The organism is Rhizobium oryziradicis, from assembly GCF_001939045.1.
Taxonomy (GTDB): domain Bacteria; phylum Pseudomonadota; class Alphaproteobacteria; order Rhizobiales; family Rhizobiaceae; genus Allorhizobium; species Allorhizobium oryziradicis.
In genome coordinates this window covers 755,683-777,616 of the sequence record NZ_MKIM01000027.1, presented here as the reverse complement: position 1 = coordinate 777,616, position 21,934 = coordinate 755,683, and the positions used below count along the sequence as shown (strand labels likewise).

The following is a 21,934-nucleotide window of genomic DNA, read 5'->3' as shown; positions in this document are numbered from 1 at the left end:
AGCACCATGGATATGCCCCGCATCAAAGCAGTGACGCCCAAAGCAGGCACCCTGCTGGACATTGAATGGCAAAATGGCACCCGCTCCAGCGTCAACCTGATTGGCTGGATTGCCACGGGTGGCGATCTTCTGGCCCCACTCAAATCAGACGCGATCTGGAAGACGGCAACAGTTGAGGATTTTGGGGCAACGATTGAGTGGGCCGGTGAAGATCTGGCCATTGATGCCTATCACCTCTCCCAGATTGCCGAGGACCAGCGCAGCTACACCGGCGAAGACCTCACTAAGTGGCAAGAGGAGCTTGGCCTTTCCAACAATGAGGCCGCCGATCTGGTGGGGGTGTCTCTGCGCACATGGAAGAACTACAAAGCCGGGCAAGAGATCAGTGAGGCCATCAAGATCATTCTGTGCGCCAGCCGCCGTGATCCGCTGATCATGCACGCCCATTACCGGCCAAGAACAACGGGACGGCCAAGAACGGCTGCCTAAACCCAATAGGCGTCGTTGGTGGCATAATCTGCCGGTATCGGGTCCATGGTCTTTAGGGCACGGGCCTTGAAAATCATGTCCTGTTTGTGGGCCATGGCGGCATAGCCAAACCGGACAACGGTTTGCGCATCCATCGGGTGCAGGCTGTTGTCGGTGGCGATCCATTTGAATGTTTCCGAAGCATCAGGATCAAGCAGACGTTGCCAGCCGAAATCACCCGATGAGGCATCCAGGGCAAGGGCGTCTGTTGCCGCCGATTTTGCCCCGGCAATGTTCTCGCGTGATCCTTCATCGGATTGAAAGAGAACACCATCAAACACAAAGCCCGCGTCGATCCGTCGATCCCGTTCCCGGTCAACATCTGCCCCGGTCAGTGCAAGCTTTGGCGGCTGATATTCCACCACCTCGCCATCTTGAAAGCGCCGCTGGCCTTGGTTGTTGATCAGCTCCTGCCATTGATCATTCGTGATCTCAACGGCATCCTCTGGCAAGGTATCGGCGTTGATCTCACTGTCATAGAAAGCAAGCGGTAATCCAACCGCGTCAAATTGTGCGAGTTTCATGGTTAGCGTCCAATCGCGATGTAATTGTAATTCAGGCCAGCGGCGAACACACCGCCACCGAGTGTGCCGCGCCCGCGAAGATTAACGCCGGTCTGCGTCAAGCCATCGGCAGCCACAGAATAGAGCGTAGCATTGTCAGCTGTGGGGCCGGATGAAACCGGCACAACAGCATAAGCCGCAGTTGGGAACGCAATGGGGAACACGATCCCCACATTGCCATTGGTGATAACGCCAGATCCCCACTGGATAATCAGGCCATTTTGCAGCTTTGTATATCCAGACGCCGCCAGCGATCCCGAAATCAGGCTCGCAATACGATTGTCGATCCGCGTTGATATGGCGGTGAACGCGTCGGCGGCACCCCAATTATTCCAAACTGATCCGTAAACATTGCCATCTGTACCAAGGATCGCATTACCTGCATGGACTTCACCCGCAGCAACAGCGACCCCGTTGTCACCAACCCGGAATATCCAGTTAACAGTGCTGCCGAGGAATCCGATAGCGCCACCGTTATTGTGCAGGTAGCGATTGCCCTCATCGGTATCGTGCATTTCAAGCATACTGGACTGTTGCCCAACACCAACCCTGACGTTACTTCGTGTTGATACATCGCCATTGACGGTCAATGAGCCGGTCATGATGTCGCCAGTTTTGGCAACGTTATCGCGGGCTTTTATGGGCCAGGTGGAGCCAAACTCAGTATTGTCGATCCTCAGTCTTAAGCTCGCGTCTGCCCCCCAACCGACATAAATCTTGTTTGTGCCACTATCCGCCGTTCCACCCTGCTGAATAGGCATAAAGCCAAGCGCAGCTTGCGCACCCAGCGATGCGCGCATCGTTGCCGCATCGGCACCACCAAGCAGCGTGCGCGCAAAAGCCGTGAAGTTGGTCGCGGCCATCTGCCCCGCGCCGGTAAAATAGGGCAGCTGATTGGCAACGGCGGTCAACCTTCCAAGGGCTTCAAGATTGCCAGAGCCGCCCAGCAACTCAACCAATTGCCGCGCTTGCGCAGAAATCCGCGATCCATCGCCCTGATAGCGCAGACGATAGCCCGCACCATTCAGCGCGCCGCCGCGCCAAGGCTGCGCCAGCGTCAAAGCCGTGTTGCTTTGCACCGATCCAACCAGGCCAAAATAACCATTGGCAATCAGCACATCACCTTCGCTAAAGCCCGCGGCTAACCATGCCGTGCCAGATCCGCTCACCGCCGTTCCATTGGCGGCAATGGTCACGGTGCCCGCTGTGTAATCACTCAGCAGCGCCATCATCCGCCTCCTTTGGTGCCTTCAATGCGTCCAGCTCGGCCCGCAGCTGGTCGCGTTCGCTTGTCGTTTCAAACAACGTTTGCGCCAGCGCCAGATTGCGGCCTTTCAAATATTTGTTCTCAGCGCATAGCTCGGCATATGCGACATCGGGATGGATGTTCATGGATGCAATCTCTCAAAAATGGATTGGATTGGTCAGGGCATGGCTACGCCAAAGACGTAGTAACGAATGCCGATGATCGGAGCCGTGTCATAGGCCGTGGTCGGGGTTGAGCTGGTGTAGGTCTGGTATTTGGGCAGCCCGCGATAGCTGTAAAACGTGGCCGAGCTGTTGTCGTAACGGCAGATTGTGGTGTTGCCGCCCACGTTGAAAGCGCCGTTATCAACAGCCCACAGCGTGAACTCTGGTGGCCGCACGAACTTGCTCCACGTCCAGCGGTTCACGCCGTTGCCGTTGCTGCCACCGCCGTGCAAGGTGCACCAGCGCACAAACACAAACATGCCGTTGGCGTCATAGGATATAGTCGATTCCGCCGTCCCATCTGGCACATTGAAATAACCTTGTTTGACGATCTTCACGACAGGCCAACGGCTATCGATGACAATATCGGAAAAGGACGGATTAGGGCCGCAGCCGGGCCTTAGAAACTGCACGACATTGTTGCCGCTGCCGTCTGTGAATTGCCGCAACACATCGTTCTGGCCATAGGTTTGATCTGTCTTGCCAGAGGCATAGATCATGAAGCGCGCCCGGCACGGTGCGCCGGAGTTGACGAATTCTATGGTCGTGCCGTTCTTGCGATAGACCACCGGAATGGCACCCTTGGCAATCGAACGCGGATAATAGATCACGCTGCTGTCATAGAAATGGCAATCCACCAGCGTTTCCAACGAGAGATAATATCCAGTTTCATAATAGCTAGTGCCGCTTGGGATATAGATATCATTGGCCGCAATGATCTTGCTTGGCATGTTGGCACTGTCAAAGGCCACTTGCGTGCCGGAGGCCGTGGTTACATCAAAGCCCGGCTTGCTCACTTTGAGCGTGCTGGAATTGATGATGATTTGCGGCTGGCCAGCAACGGGCGGTCGGTCTTCACCGTTCTGGATACCAGCATCATCACCGGGCAGATTAAACACCGCCATGGAGATCTGCGATGACCCGCTAAAATCCATATTGGAGGCAATGGCCGTTTGCGTGGCTGTTACCGTGGTCCATGCCCCGCCCGCAGCCAGCACCCCAAAGGTAGAGCCGGGGCTAACCCAGCCCACGTTATTCGATGATCCGTTTGCGGTCTGCCAAACATAGGTTTGAGCGTAACCAGCGTTCAGCACAAAACTCCAAACCCTGTTGGTGATATCATAGCCGTTTGCATCATAGGATTTGATGATGTGCAGCGGGTAATCATAGAGCAGATCAGGGAAATAGCTCTTTTGAATGATGTTGAATTCAACCGTGGTTTCGCCTGCCGATGGCGGGTGCCCATATGAGATGTAATAATTCCAGTTTTGAGGCGATGGATAATAACCCGCCCCTTGCGGCAATCCGCGAAACAGGGCGGCAATCTTGCAATCTGCCGCCCATTTTGACGAATAGAGAAACTTGGAAACCTCACCATCCGGCGTGGTGACCGGATCATAGGAACCCTTGGTGATTTTAACGCAGGCCGTGCCGGTATAGTCGAGGCCAATCAGGGTTTTGGTCATGAGGAAATCACAATCGTTCCTGCATTGAGGTTGATGATCATCTTGCCGTTTGCGCTTTGCATCATGCCCGCCGTCACCGTGCCGATGTTGGCAACATTCATGCGCACCGCCGTGCCATCGACCACAAACGGGTTGTTGAGGTTGCCGCCCGCGACGACGATGAATTGACCCGCCTCAACCAAAAAGCGGGTTGGCAGGCTGGCATCGTTGGGGACATCCAGATACCAGGCGGCAGAGCGGAAATTCCCCGCCCCGCCTTGGCGGGCCTCTGCACCAATGCGCGAATAGCCAACAGGTCCGCTCATCACCGACATGCGGAAATTGGCGCTGTTGACATCGCCGCTGGATGATGCGGCTGATAGCGAGGTCAAGGCCGAGGCCACCGCCGTGACCTCGCCGTCAACACTGGTGACTTTGGCTTGCAGGCTGGAAACAGCAGTTGCCGTTGCCTGCAAGCCGGTTTGTGTGTCGGTCAAAGTGGCGGTCAGCGTATCGACACGGCTTGTCATGGCCGTGTCAGCTGCCGCCAGCGTGCTGATCTGCGAGGTAAAGCTCGCCGTTTGTGCGTTGAATGTCGAGGTCAGCGCGGTCACGCTGTTGACAATCGCCGCATCCGCAGAGGCCAAAACATCCACTTGATGGGTGTAATCCGCCGTGACCTGATCAGCCGTTGCGCGGATTTGCTGGCGCAGCTGATCACGCACAACAGCGCCGCCCAGGTCGAGGCCGGCAATGCGGGCATCCAGCTCGGCAATCGTGGTCTGCACTTCGCGCAAGCCGCCGCCCAACCAATCCTGATAATGCGCTAAATCATCATCAAGATTGTCAAAGCCGGTCACGCCCTCGTAAGGGTCAAAATCGACACCGGCCAGAAAGCGCACATCGGGTGTGGTCACATCCAGCCAATCGGACCAATCGGTGGCCCGTGCCGAGTATGGCACAAATTTGCCGCGCACCTGATAGGTGGTTGCCGACAGGAAAACACCATTCAAGACCCATTCGAACGGCAGAGCATAGGCGGTGGCGTTGCTGTCAAACACCACCGATTGGCTGGATTTGAGCCGCACCTGCACCCACACAGCCCGCACATCATCTTGGCCCGCATCACAGCTCACCTTGATGGATGGCCGCCGCGCCCGCCCCTGATCATCGTAAATCGTGGCGGGTATTGCCTGCCAACCATACATCGGTTGCGCCGCTGGCCGGTCTGTGACGATGCTGCCCGATACCGGCACGCGGTAATCGGTGGCTTGGTTCCAATCATAATCGCTTGGGTCCACCTCGGTGAGGTCGAGCACCACATCGAGGTTGGGCTGATCAAGCACCCCATCCACGCGAAACAGCTTTTGGTTATAGCCGTTGCGCGCACTTGCCCAGGCAACAATATCGCCCGGCTCCAAGGCCCAAAACATCGGCGGCATGGAAAGCGTATGCCGCCTTGCGCGCCTCGCCTCTTTCAAGGCCGATTGCATCAGTCGCTGGACTTGGCCTTTATAGGGCACAAAGTCGAGGCTGACATCCGAGAGCAAACGCCGATTGCCGTCTTCTGCCTCAAACCCGCTGTTATAAACGGGCGGTGCTTCTGTCATCGACCATGCATCATCAATCGACGGATAGGAGGCCGATATGCCGTTGATGGTGTTGGACAGGCCAAAGAAGGGCGTAAACGTCTGCTCTTCTGTTGAGAGAATGTCGGCATCGGAGAACTGATAGACCGCGTTTCCCGGTGCGCCGATGTAAGATTTATAGGTGCCACCAATCTCGGAAAGCCTGCCTTGGCAGGCCGTCAGGATCGCATTCACCGCGTCCTGAATAGCGGCATTCACGCCAACTTCTGCACCCGAACGATAGGTGGCCTCTTTGCCATCCGGCCCATCAATCAAAGCCCGGCACTTGTTAATCTGGCCAATCCAATGGCTGGCGGGCAAGCGCCGCTCTGTCAGCGTTTGCAGACCAAACAACCATTGGCCATTCCAGCGAATACCGCGCATGACGTTATAGAGCTGCACCACCGGCAAGCGGTCGCCATCACCGCCCCATGTGGAAGGATCGCTCCAGCGCTGGCCACCATTGCCGCCCACCGAGCTATCAGCAGACGGATCATAAAGCCGCATACCGTCCAGCACGAACTTGAACGATGGAAAGCCGGAAAACAGCTCTTGATTGACCCGCGAGGTGGCAATCACATAGGCAACGCCATAACCCACGCGGCTGGCCTGATAAGGCCGATCTGCGCTGGATACACGGTTGACCAGAAAGCCATCGGCTTGCGTCTGTGTGCCATCGTAAAACTTGAGCCAAAGATAGTCCGCACCATCCTTGCGGTAATCCATCACCGGCCAGCCGTATTCAGGGTGTGGGTTGCCAAAATCAATCTGACAGGCAACACCATTGACGATGACGGCCAGCAAAGACTTGATCGGCGCATCGGCCACCGAAATCACTTGGCTGGCAAAGGCGTTGGGTGTTTTGCCCTCATTGCCCCATGTGTTGGCGTAAACCAGCGAACCCGCCGTGGCCGTCATGCCCAAAATGATCGAGCGCGACACCGTGCCACCGGCTTGCAACTGGCCGCTCACCGCAAAGGATGCCGCATCGGCTGTATTGCCTTTGCCCGACACTGCCTTGGCCAACAGGCTCAAACCCACGCCAACAGCGGCCCGCAGCACGACCGAGCCGATAACGCCCAAGCCGCCGACAAAGGTCGAGATTGCACCCACCGCACTGGTGACCAGTGCGGCGATGCCGGAGAAAATAGCCATAAGGGGATACCGTCAGATTGACTTGATAAAATGCGTTTCCGCAGGCGCATAGCCGCGCCTTAGGTAAAGGTTGGACACATCATTGCTGGCAAGCGCCGCCATGCCGATAGCAGTGCAGCCCACCGCCCTTGCCCACTCTTCGTAAAGGTCCAGCATGGCCAGAGAGGCGCGCCCGCGCGCATGGGGCGCGACAAACCACACCGTTTCCTTGGCTATCAATCCAGCTCCGAAGGGATGATCGAAGGCCGACGCCATGAGAACGCCGCAGACCGCGCCTTGGCGCTCTAGCACAAGCACACAAGCCATGGCGCTTTGCAGATGGTAGCGAAACAGCGCATCGGCCCGCGCCGCCTCAAACTTATAATCGGCCCCTGCCGCTGCATGGCTTTCGCGCAACAGCGCAATGACCGCAAAGCGATCATCCATCAAAGCATGTCTGATCATGGTTTAGCCCGATATGCCAAGGATGCTTGAAAGCTTGCGGCCCGTGGTGGCAATCTTGCCCTGCACCTGCCCCCAAAACAGTTCCCACTCACCCACCACCGCCACATCCTGATAGAAATTATCATTGGCATTGCGCTGCCTTTGGCTGGCGTCCGATCTGGTGTCGGGGTTGGAGCGGGTGATTTCCTGCATATGCGATGCACAGGTGAAGGTCACCGCCCCGGCCTCGTTCTCGGCGGGTGTTTTGACATTGACCGTGTCAACAAAGCCGAGGAACCGCAGTTCTGCCGGTGCCACCATTTTGCGTGTCTGTGGCGAAAACAGCCCGCGATAGATTTCCACGCGGGCTTGCTTGCAATCATAGAGCCGCACCGCTTGCGCCACCAGTTCATCAATCTGGGACATGGTGATGGTGACGTTTTGCGCTTCCAGCGTGGAAACCAGCGGGATTTCCGTGATGCTGATCAAGGTGCCGGAGCCGTAGAAATTGCGCGCATCCGCATGGCCCGTGTCAGGATGCACCACCTCTGCCGCTATATTGCCCACGTCCGACCAAAAGCCCACCGCTTGCGGCTGGCCTGTTTGCCGATCTCGCGCAATCAGCCACAGAAAATCGCGCGCCACCAGTTGCCGCGCTGACAATGCGGTGGTGATAGAAGCTGGCAAAATCCGCATTAGCGCACCTCAATAGACTGAAAAGACAACGCCCCGCGACCCGTCGCGAGATCAGCATCGGAAGAAATCGACCCCGGCACAATCATCATGGTGCAGGATGGCCGAACCAACGTGACAGCCGATCCCGCAACCGTGCCCGGCCACAGATGCGGGCGCACTTCAAACAGGCTGGCAACGCCACCGGAATTGGCAACCGCCACTTCCACCACCCGATAAAGCCCGCTGTTTGCGATCTGGATCATATCGCCCAGCGACAAAATATAGCCGCTGGACAGGCCGGAAATCGTCACGCTCTTGTTGTCGGCACCAATGGCCGACAGCACCGGATTGGCAGGCACCGCCTTGCCAGCCGGATAGGCAATAGGACGCGCCCGCGACAAAGGCACACCTTTAAAGAACTGCAAACCGCCTTCCAGCGCTTCCAGCCTTGCCCGCCATGCGTCCAGCTCATTGATGGACAGCGACCGCGTTTGATAGCTTGCCGACCATAGCGGCGATCCCAGATCCTTGATGTAGGTGACACCGCCCGCCGTGCGCGATTGCTCTTGCCGGTAAAGCGGCTCAAACTTGATAGACCAGCCGGGAAAATCGGCCAGCAGGTCAATCGGATAGGTGATGCTCATATCTTCACACCCCGCGCACGGGCATCACGGATAGCATTGACCACTTGCGCAGGCAGTGTTTTTTGAAGGTGTGCAAGCGCCTGTTCGTTGCGCGCCACCGCCTCAAGGGACGCCCCGCGATTGTCGATCACCGGGTTAAAGTTGACCTGCACCGGCGATGTGCGGCTGGCGGCAACTTGCGCCACGTCCAATGTGCGGGGCGGTTGGCTCAACACACCAGAACGGTTGCTGACAATGCCGCCGTTAGCGCGATGCTGATAATGCTTGCGGTTATTGATCGCTTCCAGCAAAGCCCGGTTGCGCTTGGTGGCAGCTGCATTGACCACATATTCCCCGTCCGACAACATGGTCGGGATTTTGTCGCCACGCGGACCGCCCGGCCCCCGGATCAAGCCCGCAGGTTCAACATCCCCGCCGTCCTTCAAGCCGATCGCTTTGAAAGCCGTGGAAAGAATACCGCCGCTGCCCGTCGTTTTGCTACCACCGAAAATGCTATCAAACACGCTGTTCAAGGCGAGATCGGAAAGTTTATTGGCCAGATTGGACAGCGCATCGCTAAAGCTGGATGTGCCTTTGATAACATCGACAAAGCCAGATTTAGCCGTGCCGTAAAACTCTTGCGCCGAGCTTTCTGCACGCTGTTGCGCCTCTTCCACCGTGCGCAAAACATCTGCTTGCTTGGCATACGCTGCCGAGGCCGCTTCAATCTTGGCAATATGATCAGGGGTTAGCTTTGCATTCTGCCAGTCAGCATCGCCCTTTTGTCGCGCCTCCTCACGCACATCTTTCAAGGCTTGCTGTTCAAGGTCCAGCGCCAAGCGCCGCCGTTCCTGCTCATAATAGGTTTGGCCAAGGATCTGCTGTTCTTGCACAAGCGCAGCCGTGCGATCTTTGACCGCTTGAATATCCTCGGAAAAACGATCATCCGCCGTTCTTTTTCCCCCGGATGCACCCTTATTCTTGCCTCCCGTGCCATCAGCAGAAACAGCGCCGTCAACGGCACCACCGCCGAGGCCATCTGCAAACGTCGTGGTGAGCGCTTTTTTCAGACCATCAACACCAATCGCGGCAAGATCAGATTCCGCCCGTATTCTCTTGATTTCATCTGTAAGCGGGTTTGCATCAATCGCCGCTTGCGTCTTTTCGAGACCCGAAATGCTATCGGGCAGCCTGACAAAATCGCCAATCTTGGGATCTGAATATCCCTGTTGCACAGACGAGTTGCGCGTATAGACCTGTTCACCGATCTCTTTTTTCAATTGGCTTGATTTTGTATCAAGGTCGAATTGCAGTGTTTGCAACCTCGCTTCCTGAAGCCTCAACTCTATTTCGAGAAGCGATTTCTTGGCATCAAATTCGCGCTTCGTAGAGGCAACAATAGATGCCGTGCTTTTCGACTGTACGCCCGCTTGATCGGCCACGGCCTTTCGATAGGCATCTTGCGCAGCCTTGGTATCATCAATCATGCCTTTGACGGCTTCACCGCTTCGGGCCTGACTTGCAAGCTTGCGTGTCGCATCATCGACCGAGCTGGAAAACGCGCCAAATGCAAAGGCAGCGCCAGCGGCCAAACCAGCAATAGCGCCCAATGGGCCAAGAGCGGAACCAAGCGCAGGCGCAAGACTTGCCCCTGTGCGCAAGGCCGTGAGGAGTGTGCCAAGAGTGCCAACCAGCTTTGGCACTTGCGACAACATTGCACCAATGCCGCGCCCCACCAATGCACCCGCGATCACGCTGGCCAGCTGCAAGGCCGCATCGGCATTTGCATCAAAATTATCGGCAAGCGAATTTAGCCCGGTCACAAGCCGTTGAGAGGCCGAATTGCTTTCGTCGGTGCGGCCAATATAACGGGTGAATGCGTTATCGATTTTCGTCACGCCCTGCTGGATGGTCTGCGCGGCATTACCGGCCATTTCTTCGAGACGCTCAGCGCCGACCAAAATTCCTTGAAACAGGTTTTTTGAGCTGATCTTGCCGTCGTTCACCAGCTGCTTAAGCTTGGCAACAGATCCGCCCGCTTCTTTAATCCCGGCTGCCGCCGCTTTCGCGAGGGCGGGGGTGCCATCCATGATCGAGTTAAATTCTTCTGCCTGTACGTTGCCAGAACCCAGCGCCTGCCCCAGCTGTTGCAAGGCACCGCTAGCGGCTTCTGCACTTGTGCCACCCACTCTAAGGCCGAGTGCGACGGTGTCAGAAAATTTCACAAGGTCTTGCTGTGACGCCCCCAAAACATCAGCCGATTGCGCCGCCCGGCCATAGAGATCGGCAAGCGCACCAATGGGAGCGGCATTCTTTTGCGCGCTGTTGAACAGCTGATCGAGAACGACTTTCTGCTGTTCACCCGTGACACCCGCCACGGCCAAGCTGTTCTTGGCCGCGGTCCAGGCATCAGCATAATGGGCAACCTCTCGCACGGATAAAACCGCAGACAGGCCCCCAAGTGCCGATGATAACCCCCGCGAAAACTTGTCGCCAGTGCCTTTGCCGATGGCGGCAAGCTTTGCCTCCATTGCTTTGCCTCGATGCTCAATCTTGGTAAATTGCCGATCTGTCGTGCCAAAGGCCTTGGCGAGTTTCTTTTCATATTCAGAAATTCGCGCCTCAAGAACCGCGATCAATCGTTCTTCAGAGATTGCCATATCAAAGCATCCTTGCGCGGCTCACAGCCTGTTCAAATTCATCGTCGCTTGGGGATTGTGGTTTGTGATCACCGTGGGCAAGCGCCCAGGCCGAAATCATGACAGACCATTGGCCAATGGATAGATGGCCAACATCTTGCAAACCGATCAGGATTGCGGCTCCATGGATGGAGGCGAAGTCGAGCCGCTCAGCTCCGCCACGTTCTCCCCCGCGCTGACACCGTCACCATGGACACGGGCAAGAGCTGCAAGGCAGATCACATGAGCCGTATCGCGGTTTTCATCCAAAGGGCGCTCATCAACATATTTGCGCACCAGCGGCAGGGCATCGGCTGGCTTTGCGCCACCACCAATCAGACCGAGACGCAAAACCTCGCGGATTTCCGAGGATGTGGCCGTGCGGGTGGCCATTCGATCCGTGATGACGAAGATCGAGCGATCAAAGCGCTGCTCCAGCTCTTCCAGCTGTTTAAGAGGCAGGCGGAAAGTGTATTCACCGTCCGCCCAATCGAGTGTGATTGATCCATGACCGGCCATCAGACAGCATCCACCCATGTGATGACGCCATCTGATTGCAGTGTAACGCTGCAATCAGCGTATTCTTTTGGTGTGCCGGTCACATCGAAATCGGTGAGTTTAAATGCGCCAATCCAATAGCCACCGCCAACACCTACCGCCACATCAACAAGCACGCGGACGTTCTTGCCTTCATCGGAATTGAACCAATCCCAAAACAGCTTGACCGATGGCGTATGCACTTTGCCAGAGCCGGAAATTTCGGCAGAAAAGCCGTCCTTATTGCGGAACTTCCACGCAGGCGCGCCGGGATTATCACAATCGGGCAGATTGGTATCGGTGGTATCCGATGAAAATTTGATGCCGCGATCTGTGTTGATCAGGCAATCAATCACAAACGTTTCCGGCGATGCGCCGTCACCAATTTGCACAAGCAGCTTTTCGCCCTTGAGACCTTTTACGGGGGCCATGGTCGTCTCCTAAGATCAGAGTGAGTTGATGAGGAATTTGATGGTCATCACGTCATGTTGCGTGATGCCATCAGGGTCGGACAGCGTGCGCGCTGTTTCCAGCGACACGCCATCAAATTGAAAGCCGGAAATATCGGTAATGGCGGAAACCGCCTCAAAGGCCGCAGAGCGTGCCGCCTTCACTTCTGCTTTTGAGCCGCTATCAGGCCGCGACCATGAGTGAATGTCGCAATGAACGATCCACATATTGCCGCAGCTGCCGCCATCATCGGACACCTGCTCATCACCGATGGTGTGATAAGGAAAGACCGCATCCGGTGGCACACCATCGTAAATGCGGCCATCGCAGCAATTGGCCGCGATCATGGCGTCGTAGATTGCCTTTTGCACTTCGCCTGCAATCATTTTTCCGGCAGTCATGACGCAGCCTTTTTAATCGCCCGTCGCATGGCGCGGGATAGCTTCGATTTCATCCGCTTTTTCAAAAGTCGATAGGCAGGGAAGAAGTAAGGGCTGGCCTTGGCACCGGGATTTTGCGTACCCTTGAATTTTCCGCCATTCTTGTGGGGGGCCGTGCCGAACTCCACCCACGAAGCATAATAGGCCTCGGCATCACCGGCATGAATCACAACCGATAGCTCATGACCCGCGCCACCAGCCGAGACGCCGCGCACATTGGCATTTTGCGGCCTGTATTCACCCCAAGTTTTGTCGATGCTGTTTCTAAGAGCACCGCTTTTTTTCGGGACAAATGATTTTGCAAGATCGACCATCTCAGTCGATCCATCATCCAGCGCCGCCCGAATTTCCACCTTCGTGGCCGCTGGCATGTGCTTGATCCGGCGTTTAAGCCGATCCAGATTGCGGATCTTCATCCCGCCACGCCGCTTTGGCATGTGAAGCTGATAAACATGCGGTTGGTTTCCAGCTCCACGTCCTTGATGGCGTAAACTGTGCGTTTGCGGGTATCGCGCACCCGCCAATCCCCTGTTACGGCTTTTGTGAGGCTGCTGGCGCGAACCCGAATAATAAGGGTGTGCTGGCCTTGCAGGCGCGCCGCCTGCACCGCCTCGCCGCCGCGCAAATGTTGGAAGCCTGCCCGGCAGGTGAATTGCTCGGCAAAGGCGGTGGTGGTGCCGCCATAGCCATCGGGGGCGCTGCCTTTTTGCTCAAACGCCACGCGCTCGGTCAGCTGGCCCGCGCTATTGTTGGTCGCCATCGGCTTGCTCCTCTTTGACGGCCTTGGCTTTGCGGCCACGCGGCAGCACTTCCACCGCCTTGCCCTTTGCCACCGCATCCTCGCCGCAAGCACGCTTGACGGTTTCCACCATCCCGGCTTTGTAAGCGATGGTGCAGGCCGGTGTTGGCCGGTAATCAAAATCCTCGGTAAACCGCACCTTCATGACAGCACCCGATAGGGTTGGAGAAGCGCTTCGACGGCAAAGGGCATGGTGTCGTTGCTGGTGGCTGTGGCGACCGCTTCGGGGTTGGCATACCATTGGCCGACCAGCATCAAGATGGCCGCTTTAATGGTGGCTGGAGCGTCGTTCTCCCACTGGCCTTGCGCATTCATTGCGCCATAGCCCGCCCAGTAGCGGATGCGCACCGGATAGGGTTCATCACCGCCAACAGGGGCAACAAAATCCGGCATCAGCCACAGGCGGTTGCCCGCCAAGCGATAGAGCGTATCTGACACCGGCTGTTCATTGCCATCACTGCCGAGGTGGGCGACCTGTTCGATCTGCACCACGGGTGGATAAGGCAAAGGCAGATCGCTGCCCCTTGATGGCCAGCGGGCAAGGCGCATTTCCAGCACCTGGCCGCCAATGCAGCGGCCAAGCCAACCGGCTGGACCATCAATCCAGCCCGTTGCCGCTTTGATCAGGGTTTCGAGCAAGCCATCATCATCGGTGTGGTCGAGGCGCAAATGCGCTCTTGCCTCATCCACGGTCACCACAGCGGTGGGCGGTTCAATCACAGACACCAGCATGGCGCGCCTCACTTATTGGCAGGCGGGGCTTTCGCCTTGTTTTTCAAATTGGTCTCGGCCTTGGTAGCATCGGGATCACCGGCGTCTGTGGCCTCTTCGCCGTCGTCTTCCACCTCTTGCGCAAGCCCGGCCTTGATCAGCTCTTTTGCGGTTTCTAGACTTTCCACGGTGAAGGTTCGGCCTGCCAAAACCTGTTTGGTTTCGTCGGTGTAAAAATTATCAAGCGCTTCGAGTTTCATGATCCATAACCTTTTTCGCGTTGTTTTGTTGAAGGCGGCCAACATGGTTAATCGGTTGCTAACCATGTTGGCCTATGTGGAGGCGGCTGCTTTCGGAGTGAGGTTTTGCGTCTCTGGAAGCAGCGCCAATCAGGCCTCGGTTGCCGCCGCCATCGCGGTTGCAAATGCGCCCTTCACAAAGGCTTCTGGCCGATAGGTGGCCATGGCCAAGCGCTCTTCTGCACGGATGGTCACAAGGTTTTTGGTGAAGTTGTTGCCGTCTTCTGTGGAGATTTCCACGTTGGCGTCTTCCCGGTCAAAAATCTGCGCACCCAGCTGGAAAGCGCCGGTCAGGAAGTTATCCATCGGCATGGCTTGTGTTTCCACCACCGGCAAACGCCACAGGCGGGCTTCGGCTTGGCCTTGCGGGTTACCAATGATGTGGCGGCCCGTGGTATCCTTCACCAGCTCAATGGTTGCCCAATCGCCGGGATGCATCACAATGCCATTTGGCGGATATTCGGCCAGGAATGCTTGCAGCATGGCAAGGCGGATCACGTCAATCTTGGTGACGCCCGCAGGCAATTTAACCGGCGGTGTGAACACGGTGGCTTGCGTATAAATGCCGTTGAGGTTGGTGCCCGTGCCGCTGCCCATCAACAATTGAGCCTCTTCGGTGAGGGCCAGGCCATAGCGCAGCCGCCCGTCGATATAGGATTGCAGCTGCGGCACATCATCCAAAATCTGTTTGGTGGCAATCACCCAATGGGCAATCGTTGCCACGGGTGCCGTGACAATATCAAACTTGATTTCGGATTGCGGCTTGGTCGCGCCCGATGTTTCCGAAACGGTGGCGGCATTGTTGGTGAAGCCGGTTTCCTTGACATATTGAATGGCATTGGAGGACATTTGCCCCGGCATGATCAAATCGCGAATGGTCAAGCGGCGCTGTGGCAGGCCCAGAATGCCGGGCTGGCGTTGCGGCACAATCAAATCACCGGCAGAACCATCGGCATCGGTGGTCAGCGCCGAAATGATCGCCTTGACCGAGATCGACATGCGGCCCTTGGCACCGGATTTGATAAAATGCTTGAAATCCTCATGCTCAGTCACCGACTGGCCTATGGATTTCTGGCGTTCCGGCTCACCGGGGCCGCGCACCATTTTCTGTTCCAGCTCGGTCATGCGGGCAGACAGCTCATTGTGCTTGATCAGCGCCTCATCGGCGGCTTTCTTGGTTTCGTCCGTCACCTTGCCGAGGTTTTTGATTTCAATGTTGGTGGTTTCGGCAGAGCGCTTGACCTCATCGGCGGCTGTTTTGAGGTCACGGGCCAAGGTTTCGAGTTCGTTCATGGGGTAATTTCCTTTTGGTGGGCTGGTTTGATGATCAAAGGGTTTTGAAGGAGCTGGCGGCATCGCGAAGCGCTTTCAACGCATTACTGGCCGCCTCATCGGCGTGGGTTTGCGCATTGACCGCCTTGGCATAGCCAAGCGTGGCAATTTCCGAGGCGATGGAAGATGGAACACCGAGGCCGCGCAGGATCTCGGCAAAGTCATCGGCTGGCATGGGGTTGCCATCCTTCAGCCGCTGCACAAATTCGGTAAATTGGTCTGATTTGACGCTTTCAATCGTCGCCTGATCATTGGCGGGAAAGGTCACGGGGCTGATCTCGTAAAGGTCCAGCTTTTTGAGAAGCTTCACCTTGCCGTCGCGGTCGGTGTCTTCCTCGCGATAGCCGATGGAAAGACCGCCCAGCGCCTTGGCCTTCATCAGCGCCAAGGCTTCGCGGGCCTTCTCAACCTCAAGGATCAACCGGCCTTTGCCATGCAGGCCCCGGCTATCTTCTGTGAGGTCTTCCCATATGCCAATTGGCTGGCTTGGGTCGTGCTGCCACAGCATTTTAACGCTGGAGCCTTGGGCTTTATGGCGGGCGAGGCTTTCGTTAAACGCGCCCTGCATGACCTTTTCGCCATAGCTATCGACATTGCCAAAAATCGAGCCGTAGCCCAAAAAGGTGCCGTCTTCCGACAGGCTTTTCACCTGCAGGTCAAAATTCTTGGTTTTCATGGGTGATCAGTCCTCGGTGGGTGGAGGCGTCGTTGGTGTTGGCGCTGGCGTTTGAAGCGGCGCATCTGGCGTTGGCGTGGCGGGCACCTTGCCCAGCTGATCGAGCGGCACCAGATTGGATTGCACGGTCAGCACATCGCCGCCCGGCATGGGTGGGCGATTGTCCAGCGCCCTACCCTCGTTGCGGGTCAAGAACCCGTTTTGACCAAGGGCGCTCAACAGCGCCGCACGGCCTTGGCTATCGGCCCGCAAAAGGCCATCCAGATTGAACTCGGCATAAAGGTTTGCCCGCTCATTGAATGGAATCAGCTGTTTCTTGATCGCCTGTTCAATGCGGGTCAGATATGGCCGCAGCGAGAAGGTCAAAAAGCCAATCATCTGCTGTTCAAGCCCCGTGCCCCAGCTGCTCGACTTTTCCGTATGGCCCACCATAAACGGCGGCACCCGAAACCAGCGGCAAATCTCTTCCACATGGAAACGCCGGGTTTGCAGCAATTGCGCATCTTCCGGGTTCATGCTGATCGAGGCAAAATCAAACCCATAGGGCAGCGGCATGACCTTGCCTGCATTGCGCGACCCCATGAAGCTATCAAACAGCTGCATCATTTCCATGCGCTGTTCCTTGGTGGCCTTGGTGCCCATCGCTTCCTTGATGAAGCCGGAGATCTGCAAGCCGTTGCGGAAGGTTTCCGCCGCCGTTTCATCGGCAGCCAGCGCCGTGCCCATGGTTTGCCGCGCATAGCTAATGGGTGAGAGGCCCACATCGCCGCCCACGCCAAAGCCGCGCACATGGAAAATCGCGTCTTCGTCAAAGGTTTCGGCCTTGGCCCCGCCGCTGTAGGTATAAACCCGCCGCCCCATAGCGTTGCGCTTCACGCTCATTCTATCAGGGCGAAGCTGCTCAATGGCCACCAGCCGTTTGCCGACAAACTGTTTTCGAGCGTAGAAATTACCCCAAAGACACAGGCAGGCAATCATGGCCTCAACAAATTCCGCCGCTGTCTGATCGCTGTTTGGGCTATCGTGCAAAAGCCCATAGAGCAGATGATCCCGCGCCAAGGATTTAACCTCGCCCTGCCGCTGATAGACCTGCAAAGGCAGCGTGCCGATGGTTTCCGACAACAGCCGGATGCACGACCACGCTGTGGCCAGCTGCAACACCGAATCCGGTGTCACCGCTTTGCCCGCCGCACTGCCAGATGATGCCAGCGAGGCGGCAATGGTCTCCGCATCATCCCGGTTAGAAAGCTTGACGTTGCGACGGCCAAAAAGACCATTCCATATGCTCATAATCGCCCCGCCATATCCTGCAAATACGAGCCTAAATCCGGCCCCGTTGCGCGCTCCTTGCAAAGCGCCATGCCCATCGACATGGCCAAAGACACCATGCCGTCGATGCGCCCGAAGGCGTGTTCCTTGTCAAACATGCGCTGCCCCGTGCGGTTTTCGGTATAGACAACGCTTGCCGCACACAGATCGAGCATCGGGTTTGGGTCAATCTGCAAGCGCTGCTCGTAGATCGCGTTTTCCAGCTTGTTGATGCTGTCTGGCATCCAGAGATAAATCTCCTGTTCGCCATCGGCAGCGTGTTTGTCGCGTTCCAGCACCCGCTTTTGAAAGCCTTGCGGGTGAATGGTCAGCGGCAAAGACACGCCATCATCGCCTAAGTGTTCGCTCAATTGCTCCAGGCCATATTGGTCGGCGGCAATCTCGCTGGGTTCAAACCGGGCGCAAATCTCGGCAAGCGCTTTTGCCAGCCACGCATATTTAAGCCGCTGGCCGGGAATGGCTTCAATGAAACCCTGATCCCGCCACAGCTCATAGGGCGCTTGGTCTGTGCTGGCGCGATCCCGCAAGGTATCGGCAGGCGACCAAAACCATGTTTTAGACACCATCCGTTCCGAATCCTTGGTGGCATCGAGAAGCCATATCAGGGTGAGTGCAGTAAAATCCCGCGTCTTCGACAGGTCCAGCCCACCAAAGCAGGGATAGCCCTTGTCCACCAGCTCATCGAGATCAACCGGCGCTTGGCAGGCCATCCATGCCTCGCGCTTGATTGCCGCATTGACCGATTGCGTCCATTCGCAAAAGTGAAGCCTTGCAATGCTGTTGCGCTTTCCCGGCATCAGCCGGGCTTGATCCACCACGCCGTGCAAATATTCAGAGGTGACGGTGACATCGAGCAGCGGGTTTGCCTTCACCCAACAGCTGGGGTCGTTCTCCCAATCGTCACCCTCATCCAATGAGCAGACAAAGGCAAAGGTCGTGTCATCCTGTTTGATGCCCGCTGCCACCTCGACCGCGTGTTGATGCTCTTCCCAGCAGATGGATTTGCGATCAGAGCCGGAGTTGGTGGCCATGACCAAAAGCGGCTGTTTGCGGAATTTAAAGCCGCGTTCCAGCATTTCGATCACATCCCGGTTCGGGTGTTCGTGCACCTCATCACACAAGGCACAAGACGGACGCGGGCCAGATTGCGCTTTGTCTGCCGAGATCGGCTTAAAGAACCGCTTGTCGCCGCCCTTGCTGATATAGGTCAGCTGCCAAACCGGGTTTACGCCGGATGGTATAATCCGCCGTGTCAGTTCCGGCGATTGGTCGCGCATGGCCACCGCATCACGAAACAGCACTTGCGCCTGATCTTTCTTGGCAGCAGCGGCATAAATCTCGGCACGCGGCTCACCATCGGCCACCATCATGCAGATCCCAATGCCCGCCAGCAGCGGCGATTTGCCGTTGCCCTTGCCTTCCTCATCGTAAAACCGACGAAAGCGGCGAAGCCCGGTGTCTGCCCATTTCCAGCCAAACAGCGAACCGACCCGAAAGGCTTGGCTGGGATGAAGCGTAAACCGCCGCCCCTCAAACTGTCCACCATTCAGGCGCAGCTTATCGCCAAACCACTTGATGCGCTTGTTTGCGGTTTCCAGATCCCAAAGCAGACCCCTTGCCGGGCCATCGCGAAGGTCGAGAAGATGACGGCGGCAGGCATTGCGAATATGAGGACCGGCAACAATATCACCTCGCACCACATCACAGGCCCAAGCCGTGACCGGATCGTCATCATAGCTGACATCCGGCACCACAACATCAATCGAATCCATCATCGGTTGGGAACTCAAATCCTAACTGGCCAGTCGCCTGTAAACCGCGCTCGGCGGAAGGCGTCATGCCAAAATCACTCGCCAGCGCCCGAATTTGCCGCCACGTCTCGTTCAACTGGCTGACTTCCGGGCGGCTCTTTAGCTGCTTGCCGTTGCGGGTTTCGCTCTCATAGGTTTCCCCGCCCTCGCGCACATCCAGCCGCAACCGCTCATGGCGGGCAATGGTCCAGCAAAGCTGCTCAAACATATAGGCATTGATTTCATTCAGCCGGTTTTTGCGCGGATCACACAGGCCAGGTGCCAGCCGATCCCAAATCGCCCGAACATCAAACGGCAATTCATCAGGCCGCAGCTCCCGCGCCTTGGCCAACGCCCGCGCCTCAAAGTTCGCACCCTGCCCGTCCTCAGGCTTCAACGGCACAACGTTTTCGGATGCGGGCTTGCGGCCTTTCATTTAAAGGTCTCCGATGTCTTGAAAATAAGCAGCCGTGCGCCATCCTTTTTAGGAAATGACCGGCTGCGGAGGATTTCCATTGAGATATTTAGGACTTAATCGGCAAAAAATTTCGCCATTATTCTTATCATCCGCTTATATTTGCTTAGCGTCCGTAACCCAGCCATTCGCTGCGGAAATTTCTACGAAGCAAGCTCTGGAAGTGTGTCGATCACGGAGCGTGGCGGAGGCAACAACCAAAGGCAACGCGCTCGGCTGGCCCAGAATGGAAGATGACACCAATTGGAAGTCGTCTTATGAGAAATACAATCATGTTACGGTTGATGTCATTGGCTGGCGAGATGAACAAACTCAAAGCGCCTTGGTTTTTTGGGTCGCAACCGGATTAAATCCGGCCCGTGTTTGCAGTTACAGCTTAACAAACAAAAGCAACCTTCTGAACGATCTAAAAATAGAGCTTGGCAAGCCTAAGAGTGAAGATCTCAACGAGGTATCCGAAACAGCGTATTGGAATCCGCCGAAATCGGAGATTTATTTCACAAAAGTAGGTTCGGCATCAGGCTTTACACTGTCAGACACCGACTGAGAGAGATCAGCTATGCATGTTAGCCAACCTTTCATTTAATCTCACACAACGGATTATTTAAATGTATAAAAAAATATACTCACTCACCTTAAGAATAATATATGTAAATTTGTGCATATTCACAGTTCCAAATGTCACTTATGCAGCGATGAACTGCACGTCATACATAGATCCAAGCAGTGACCCCTCATGGCGAAATGTGAAAGAAGGCATCCCAAAATTACACTTTCTTGCACCAACATCCGCAGAGAAACCAAATTGTCCAGGAGCGGATGGATGCGAGACATCTGCTTTTTTGCTAAGTGGAGACCAAGTGATTGTTAATGCAACGGGATATGATTCCAAAAATAAAAAAACCTTGATCTGCGGCGTCTACATTTCACCTAAGGGCATCACTACATTCGGATGGCTCAACCAAGAAGGGTTTTTTGGAGGTGGAAACTTCATGGATCCAATTGATGACCCCAAAGTCTTTGGCGATTGGACGGATAAGTCAGGTAACGACATCACTATCAAACCGGGTGAAAGTGGCCGCTATGTTGTTATCGAAGGAGACGCAACAATCGGGCCGTCTGATAACCCTAGAACAGGCTTCATATCTGGCCCGGCATTCATCGGAGATGGCGGCAAAGCGGCAGGATACACTGATTCACACTATGATGGCGCTGCACCTGCCAGTACCAAGTCATCTGAAGACGAAAGTGGCTGCAGGGTTCGGTTGAGATACTCAGGCTATTATTTGTTCGTTGATGATAATGAGGAATGCGGCGGCCAAGGTGTTTCGTTCAGCGGAATCTACCTCAAGAAATCGGCAAAAAAATAACCGAACACGTATCGTTCAACGAGAGAGATTTCGCCATGAACCGCAGACCCATGATAGCCTTTGCAATTGCTCCACTCTGGATAGTGCTCTACGCAATATTATTTGGAATAATGGCTTGGACGCATACGGATCCCATTCTAAGCGAAATGACGGCGGCAGAATTAATTGGAACAGCAGGAGCAGCTGGCTTTACAGTAGCCTACATTTTGATGGTGATAGCTGGCCTTCCTTGCCACCTTTTGTTGAAGGCAAAACGGCTTGAACGACTACATCACTACGTTATATCAGCTTTTGTATGTGGTGTTGCTTTGCGATTCATTAGCATAGCAGCGACTTGGCTCTGGATCGCATATCAAGACAACCTGCAATTCGGCATAGTTGGAAAGGAGTTGCGTGATGCTGTCCTCCATCAGCCGACACGCCTCCTTATATTCGGCTTAGTCGGAGCATTGGTTGGCGCAACATTTTGGCTTATTGCCAGACCAGATCTACAACAAAGCACTAAAGATTGAAGTGGCTTTTCGTCTCCAATTTCCCC

Annotated in this window: 26 protein-coding genes; 4 read left to right on the top strand and 22 right to left on the bottom strand. The window is 55.9% G+C overall.

Going from position 1 to position 21,934, the window contains the following annotated elements; translation table 11 throughout:
• The first annotated feature begins 6 nt into the window (after positions 1-6).
• Positions 7-489 carry a response regulator transcription factor gene (locus BJF95_RS14770; protein ID WP_075640167.1) on the top strand — a complete coding sequence of 161 codons (483 nt, stop codon included), beginning with the start codon at positions 7-9 and terminating at the stop codon, positions 487-489.
• Here the strand turns inward: BJF95_RS14770 and BJF95_RS14765 are convergent.
• From BJF95_RS14765 to BJF95_RS14660, 22 genes are all read right to left on the bottom strand, one after another.
• Positions 486-1,052 (bottom strand): DUF4376 domain-containing protein, encoded by a 567-nt coding sequence (locus tag BJF95_RS14765; protein ID WP_075640166.1) that lies wholly within the window; start codon positions 1,050-1,052, stop codon positions 486-488. The two genes, BJF95_RS14770 and BJF95_RS14765, sit on opposite strands and share 4 nt — an antisense overlap.
• 2 nt (positions 1,053-1,054) lie before the next feature.
• Positions 1,055-2,320, bottom strand: coding sequence for a gp53-like domain-containing protein (locus BJF95_RS14760; protein WP_075640165.1), 1,266 nt, complete (start codon positions 2,318-2,320; stop codon positions 1,055-1,057).
• Entirely contained in the window at positions 2,304-2,483 is a 180-nt protein-coding gene (locus BJF95_RS14755) for a hypothetical protein (RefSeq protein ID WP_075640164.1), read from the bottom strand. Before BJF95_RS14755 ends, BJF95_RS14760 begins: the two co-directional genes overlap by 17 nt.
• 32 nt (positions 2,484-2,515) lie before the next feature.
• On the bottom strand, positions 2,516-4,027 hold the full coding sequence (locus tag BJF95_RS14750; RefSeq protein WP_075640163.1) for a hypothetical protein: 1,512 nt from the start codon (positions 4,025-4,027) through the stop codon (positions 2,516-2,518).
• The gene (locus BJF95_RS14745) at positions 4,024-6,789 is read right to left on the bottom strand and encodes a phage tail protein (RefSeq protein ID WP_075640162.1); all 2,766 of its coding nucleotides are present in this window, start codon (positions 6,787-6,789) and stop codon (positions 4,024-4,026) included. Before BJF95_RS14745 ends, BJF95_RS14750 begins: the two co-directional genes overlap by 4 nt.
• Positions 6,790-6,801: 12 nt before the next feature.
• Positions 6,802-7,233, bottom strand: coding sequence for a GNAT family N-acetyltransferase (locus BJF95_RS14740; RefSeq protein ID WP_075640161.1), 432 nt, complete (start codon positions 7,231-7,233; stop codon positions 6,802-6,804).
• 3 nt (positions 7,234-7,236) lie between these two features.
• The gene (locus BJF95_RS14735) at positions 7,237-7,908 is read right to left on the bottom strand and encodes a hypothetical protein (protein WP_075640160.1); all 672 of its coding nucleotides are present in this window, start codon (positions 7,906-7,908) and stop codon (positions 7,237-7,239) included.
• A complete protein-coding gene (locus BJF95_RS14730; protein ID WP_075640159.1) occupies positions 7,908-8,531 on the bottom strand; it encodes a hypothetical protein in 624 nt (207 codons plus the stop codon). The genes BJF95_RS14735 and BJF95_RS14730 overlap by 1 nt, the downstream gene beginning before the upstream one ends.
• Positions 8,528-11,170: a tape measure protein gene (locus BJF95_RS14725; RefSeq protein ID WP_075640158.1), complete on the bottom strand. Its 2,643-nt coding sequence runs from the start codon at positions 11,168-11,170 to the stop codon at positions 8,528-8,530. Before BJF95_RS14725 ends, BJF95_RS14730 begins: the two co-directional genes overlap by 4 nt.
• A 147-nt stretch (positions 11,171-11,317) precedes the next feature.
• A complete protein-coding gene (locus BJF95_RS14720) occupies positions 11,318-11,707 on the bottom strand; it encodes a gene transfer agent family protein (RefSeq protein WP_075640157.1) in 390 nt (129 codons plus the stop codon).
• Positions 11,707-12,156 (bottom strand): phage tail tube protein, encoded by a 450-nt coding sequence (locus BJF95_RS14715; protein ID WP_075640156.1) that lies wholly within the window; start codon positions 12,154-12,156, stop codon positions 11,707-11,709. Before BJF95_RS14715 ends, BJF95_RS14720 begins: the two co-directional genes overlap by 1 nt.
• Positions 12,157-12,171: 15 nt before the next feature.
• Positions 12,172-12,576: a DUF3168 domain-containing protein gene (locus BJF95_RS14710; RefSeq protein WP_083638824.1), complete on the bottom strand. Its 405-nt coding sequence runs from the start codon at positions 12,574-12,576 to the stop codon at positions 12,172-12,174.
• A complete protein-coding gene (locus BJF95_RS14705; protein ID WP_075640154.1) occupies positions 12,573-13,031 on the bottom strand; it encodes an HK97-gp10 family putative phage morphogenesis protein in 459 nt (152 codons plus the stop codon). Before BJF95_RS14705 ends, BJF95_RS14710 begins: the two co-directional genes overlap by 4 nt.
• The gene (locus BJF95_RS14700) at positions 13,028-13,375 is read right to left on the bottom strand and encodes a phage head closure protein (RefSeq protein ID WP_075640153.1); all 348 of its coding nucleotides are present in this window, start codon (positions 13,373-13,375) and stop codon (positions 13,028-13,030) included. Before BJF95_RS14700 ends, BJF95_RS14705 begins: the two co-directional genes overlap by 4 nt.
• Complete coding sequence (locus BJF95_RS14695; protein WP_075640152.1) at positions 13,359-13,559, bottom strand: hypothetical protein; 201 nt, start codon at positions 13,557-13,559, stop codon at positions 13,359-13,361. Before BJF95_RS14695 ends, BJF95_RS14700 begins: the two co-directional genes overlap by 17 nt.
• Positions 13,556-14,146 (bottom strand): head-tail connector protein, encoded by a 591-nt coding sequence (locus BJF95_RS14690; protein WP_139317512.1) that lies wholly within the window; start codon positions 14,144-14,146, stop codon positions 13,556-13,558. Before BJF95_RS14690 ends, BJF95_RS14695 begins: the two co-directional genes overlap by 4 nt.
• A gap of 8 nt (positions 14,147-14,154) precedes the next feature.
• Positions 14,155-14,385 carry a hypothetical protein gene (locus tag BJF95_RS14685; RefSeq protein ID WP_139317511.1) on the bottom strand — a complete coding sequence of 77 codons (231 nt, stop codon included), beginning with the start codon at positions 14,383-14,385 and terminating at the stop codon, positions 14,155-14,157.
• A 129-nt stretch (positions 14,386-14,514) separates the two neighbouring features.
• Entirely contained in the window at positions 14,515-15,717 is a 1,203-nt protein-coding gene (locus BJF95_RS14680; protein WP_075640149.1) for a phage major capsid protein, read from the bottom strand.
• Positions 15,718-15,751: 34 nt separating this feature from the next.
• Positions 15,752-16,432 carry an HK97 family phage prohead protease gene (locus BJF95_RS14675; protein WP_075640148.1) on the bottom strand — a complete coding sequence of 227 codons (681 nt, stop codon included), beginning with the start codon at positions 16,430-16,432 and terminating at the stop codon, positions 15,752-15,754.
• A 6-nt stretch (positions 16,433-16,438) separates the two neighbouring features.
• Positions 16,439-17,722, bottom strand: a complete 1,284-nt coding sequence (locus BJF95_RS14670; protein ID WP_083638823.1) for a phage portal protein — start codon at positions 17,720-17,722, stop codon at positions 16,439-16,441.
• Positions 17,719-19,536: a terminase large subunit gene (locus tag BJF95_RS14665; protein WP_075640147.1), complete on the bottom strand. Its 1,818-nt coding sequence runs from the start codon at positions 19,534-19,536 to the stop codon at positions 17,719-17,721. Before BJF95_RS14665 ends, BJF95_RS14670 begins: the two co-directional genes overlap by 4 nt.
• Positions 19,520-19,987, bottom strand: coding sequence for a P27 family phage terminase small subunit (locus BJF95_RS14660; RefSeq protein ID WP_075640146.1), 468 nt, complete (start codon positions 19,985-19,987; stop codon positions 19,520-19,522). The genes BJF95_RS14665 and BJF95_RS14660 overlap by 17 nt, the downstream gene beginning before the upstream one ends.
• A gap of 265 nt (positions 19,988-20,252) precedes the next feature.
• Here BJF95_RS14660 and BJF95_RS24460 point away from each other — a divergent pair, with 265 nt between their 5' ends.
• From BJF95_RS24460 to BJF95_RS14645, 3 genes are all read left to right on the top strand, one after another.
• Complete coding sequence (locus BJF95_RS24460) at positions 20,253-20,573, top strand: hypothetical protein (RefSeq protein ID WP_245297329.1); 321 nt, start codon at positions 20,253-20,255, stop codon at positions 20,571-20,573.
• 313 nt (positions 20,574-20,886) lie between these two features.
• A complete protein-coding gene (locus BJF95_RS14650) occupies positions 20,887-21,396 on the top strand; it encodes a hypothetical protein (RefSeq protein ID WP_075640144.1) in 510 nt (169 codons plus the stop codon).
• Positions 21,397-21,431: 35 nt separating this feature from the next.
• The gene (locus BJF95_RS14645; protein ID WP_139317510.1) at positions 21,432-21,908 is read left to right on the top strand and encodes a hypothetical protein; all 477 of its coding nucleotides are present in this window, start codon (positions 21,432-21,434) and stop codon (positions 21,906-21,908) included.
• The last annotated feature ends 26 nt before the right edge of the window (positions 21,909-21,934 follow it).

What these genes read in the sequence shown, in the direction of transcription:
- BJF95_RS14770 (WP_075640167.1), top strand. Translation starts at nt 7, where the DNA reads ATGGATATGCCCCGCATCAAAGCAGTGACGCCCAAAGCAGGCACCCTG.
- BJF95_RS14765 (WP_075640166.1), bottom strand. Translation starts at nt 1,052, where the DNA reads ATGAAACTCGCACAATTTGACGCGGTTGGATTACCGCTTGCTTTCTAT.
- BJF95_RS14760 (WP_075640165.1), bottom strand. Translation starts at nt 2,320, where the DNA reads ATGGCGCTGCTGAGTGATTACACAGCGGGCACCGTGACCATTGCCGCC.
- BJF95_RS14755 (WP_075640164.1), bottom strand. Translation starts at nt 2,483, where the DNA reads ATGAACATCCATCCCGATGTCGCATATGCCGAGCTATGCGCTGAGAAC.
- BJF95_RS14750 (WP_075640163.1), bottom strand. Translation starts at nt 4,027, where the DNA reads ATGACCAAAACCCTGATTGGCCTCGACTATACCGGCACGGCCTGCGTT.
- BJF95_RS14745 (WP_075640162.1), bottom strand. Translation starts at nt 6,789, where the DNA reads ATGGCTATTTTCTCCGGCATCGCCGCACTGGTCACCAGTGCGGTGGGT.
- BJF95_RS14740 (WP_075640161.1), bottom strand. Translation starts at nt 7,233, where the DNA reads ATGATCAGACATGCTTTGATGGATGATCGCTTTGCGGTCATTGCGCTG.
- BJF95_RS14735 (WP_075640160.1), bottom strand. Translation starts at nt 7,908, where the DNA reads ATGCGGATTTTGCCAGCTTCTATCACCACCGCATTGTCAGCGCGGCAA.
- BJF95_RS14730 (WP_075640159.1), bottom strand. Translation starts at nt 8,531, where the DNA reads ATGAGCATCACCTATCCGATTGACCTGCTGGCCGATTTTCCCGGCTGG.
- BJF95_RS14725 (WP_075640158.1), bottom strand. Translation starts at nt 11,170, where the DNA reads ATGGCAATCTCTGAAGAACGATTGATCGCGGTTCTTGAGGCGCGAATT.
- BJF95_RS14720 (WP_075640157.1), bottom strand. Translation starts at nt 11,707, where the DNA reads ATGGCCGGTCATGGATCAATCACACTCGATTGGGCGGACGGTGAATAC.
- BJF95_RS14715 (WP_075640156.1), bottom strand. Translation starts at nt 12,156, where the DNA reads ATGGCCCCCGTAAAAGGTCTCAAGGGCGAAAAGCTGCTTGTGCAAATT.
- BJF95_RS14710 (WP_083638824.1), bottom strand. Translation starts at nt 12,576, where the DNA reads ATGACTGCCGGAAAAATGATTGCAGGCGAAGTGCAAAAGGCAATCTAC.
- BJF95_RS14705 (WP_075640154.1), bottom strand. Translation starts at nt 13,031, where the DNA reads ATGAAGATCCGCAATCTGGATCGGCTTAAACGCCGGATCAAGCACATG.
- BJF95_RS14700 (WP_075640153.1), bottom strand. Translation starts at nt 13,375, where the DNA reads ATGGCGACCAACAATAGCGCGGGCCAGCTGACCGAGCGCGTGGCGTTT.
- BJF95_RS14695 (WP_075640152.1), bottom strand. Translation starts at nt 13,559, where the DNA reads ATGAAGGTGCGGTTTACCGAGGATTTTGATTACCGGCCAACACCGGCC.
- BJF95_RS14690 (WP_139317512.1), bottom strand. Translation starts at nt 14,146, where the DNA reads ATGCTGGTGTCTGTGATTGAACCGCCCACCGCTGTGGTGACCGTGGAT.
- BJF95_RS14685 (WP_139317511.1), bottom strand. Translation starts at nt 14,385, where the DNA reads ATGAAACTCGAAGCGCTTGATAATTTTTACACCGACGAAACCAAACAG.
- BJF95_RS14680 (WP_075640149.1), bottom strand. Translation starts at nt 15,717, where the DNA reads ATGAACGAACTCGAAACCTTGGCCCGTGACCTCAAAACAGCCGCCGAT.
- BJF95_RS14675 (WP_075640148.1), bottom strand. Translation starts at nt 16,432, where the DNA reads ATGAAAACCAAGAATTTTGACCTGCAGGTGAAAAGCCTGTCGGAAGAC.
- BJF95_RS14670 (WP_083638823.1), bottom strand. Translation starts at nt 17,722, where the DNA reads ATGAGCATATGGAATGGTCTTTTTGGCCGTCGCAACGTCAAGCTTTCT.
- BJF95_RS14665 (WP_075640147.1), bottom strand. Translation starts at nt 19,536, where the DNA reads ATGATGGATTCGATTGATGTTGTGGTGCCGGATGTCAGCTATGATGAC.
- BJF95_RS14660 (WP_075640146.1), bottom strand. Translation starts at nt 19,987, where the DNA reads ATGAAAGGCCGCAAGCCCGCATCCGAAAACGTTGTGCCGTTGAAGCCT.
- BJF95_RS24460 (WP_245297329.1), top strand. Translation starts at nt 20,253, where the DNA reads ATGGAAGATGACACCAATTGGAAGTCGTCTTATGAGAAATACAATCAT.
- BJF95_RS14645 (WP_139317510.1), top strand. Translation starts at nt 21,432, where the DNA reads ATGAACCGCAGACCCATGATAGCCTTTGCAATTGCTCCACTCTGGATA.